Origin of the sequence: Micrococcus sp. (assembly GCF_030523875.1) — a bacterium.
In the GTDB taxonomy this organism is placed as follows: Bacteria; Actinomycetota; Actinomycetes; order Actinomycetales; family Micrococcaceae; genus Micrococcus.
In genome coordinates this window covers 49,691-51,030 of the sequence record NZ_JAUNHR010000005.1, presented here as the reverse complement: position 1 = coordinate 51,030, position 1,340 = coordinate 49,691, and the positions used below count along the sequence as shown (strand labels likewise).

Below are 1,340 nucleotides of genomic sequence, written 5' to 3'. Positions count from 1 at the left end.
CCACACCGGCCCTGCGCCCGCTCGACCCGGCGGAGGTCGCGTCCGTCGTCGCCGCCTCCGGCGCTCTGGCCGGCTGGTCCATCGCCGCGACCCCCTCCGGCACCCCGCCCGAGCTCGCCGTCACCTACGCCACCGGCGACTTCGCCACGGCCCTGGCCCTGGCGAACCGGATCGGGGAGGCGGCCGAGGCCGCCGACCACCACCCGGACCTCACCGTCTCCTACGGCCGGCTCACCGTGCGGATGCACAGCCACGACGTCCGCGCCCTCACCTCCCGGGACATCCGCCTGGCCCGCACCGTCGCCCGCCTCGCGCAGGAGGTCCTCGCCCCGCACGCCCTGGCCGCCTACGGCACCCTCGCGCCGGGCCGCTCGAACGCCCACGTGATGGACGGCGTCCGCGGGACGTGGACGTCCGGCACCGTCCGTGGCGTGCTCCACGCCAGCGGCGTCGGCGCGGCCACCGGCTATCCGGGCGTCGTTCTCCCCGGCAGCGCTCCTGCGGCCGCCGTCACCGACGTCCCCGCCCAGCTGCTCGTCTCCGCCGACCTCCCGGACCACTGGGACCGCCTCGACGCCTTCGAAGGTCCCGGATACCGGCGCGTGCCCGCCGTCGTCGCCCTCCAGGACGACGACGCCGTCCGCCCCGCCTTCCTGTACGAGCTGGTGCCCGATGCCGTCCCGCCGGCTGCCTGAGCCCCCCGCCGTGCAGGTCCGCCCCGCGCCCGCCATCACGCCGCCCGGCTCCCGCCAGCGGGCCCTCGTCCGGCTCTCGCCCCTCATCCTGGCCGCGCTGATCCTGCTCGCAGGCGCCGCCGTCCTCGCCGCCCAGGGCAGCCGCGAGGCGGCCGCCCTCAGCCTGCAGATCGCGATGGTCCTCCCCGTGACGATCGCCGTCGAGCGCGCCTCCGGCGTCCGCCTGCCCACGGCGCTGCACGCGATGTACGCGGCCCTGCTGCTCGCCGCCCCGTGGGTGGGCGCCGCGCTCGGGGGCTATGACGCCTGGCCGTGGTGGGATGCCCTCGTGCACTTCTACTCCGGCGTGCCCATCGCGCTGGGCTGCGTCCTATTCCTGGGCGTCGCCGCCGCCCGCCGGGGCGTCACTCTGCCGCCCGGGCTCGAGGCGCTCCTGGTGATGGCGCTGCATTCGCTCGTGGCCCTGACCTGGGAGATCGCCGAGTTCACCGCGGATCAGGTGCTCGGCGCGCAGACCCAGAAGGGCAACACGGACACCATGACGGACATGATCGTCGGGACGCTGGGCGCGCTCCTCGTGGCGCTCGCGCTGCACGCGCACCGCACCCGCGGCCGCTTCGCGTGGCTGTCCCGCTTCACCGGGGC

Annotated in this window: 1 protein-coding gene and 1 pseudogene; both read left to right on the top strand. The window is 76.4% G+C overall.

Annotated elements, in window-relative coordinates:
* A partial coding sequence (locus Q4D18_RS01605; RefSeq protein WP_303125120.1) for a 4a-hydroxytetrahydrobiopterin dehydratase occupies nt 1-695 on the top strand: 695 nt, incomplete at its 5' end.
* 10 nt (nt 696-705) lie between these two features.
* Nucleotides 706-1,340 (top strand): annotated as a pseudogene (locus Q4D18_RS01600) (hypothetical protein); the annotation flags it as partial.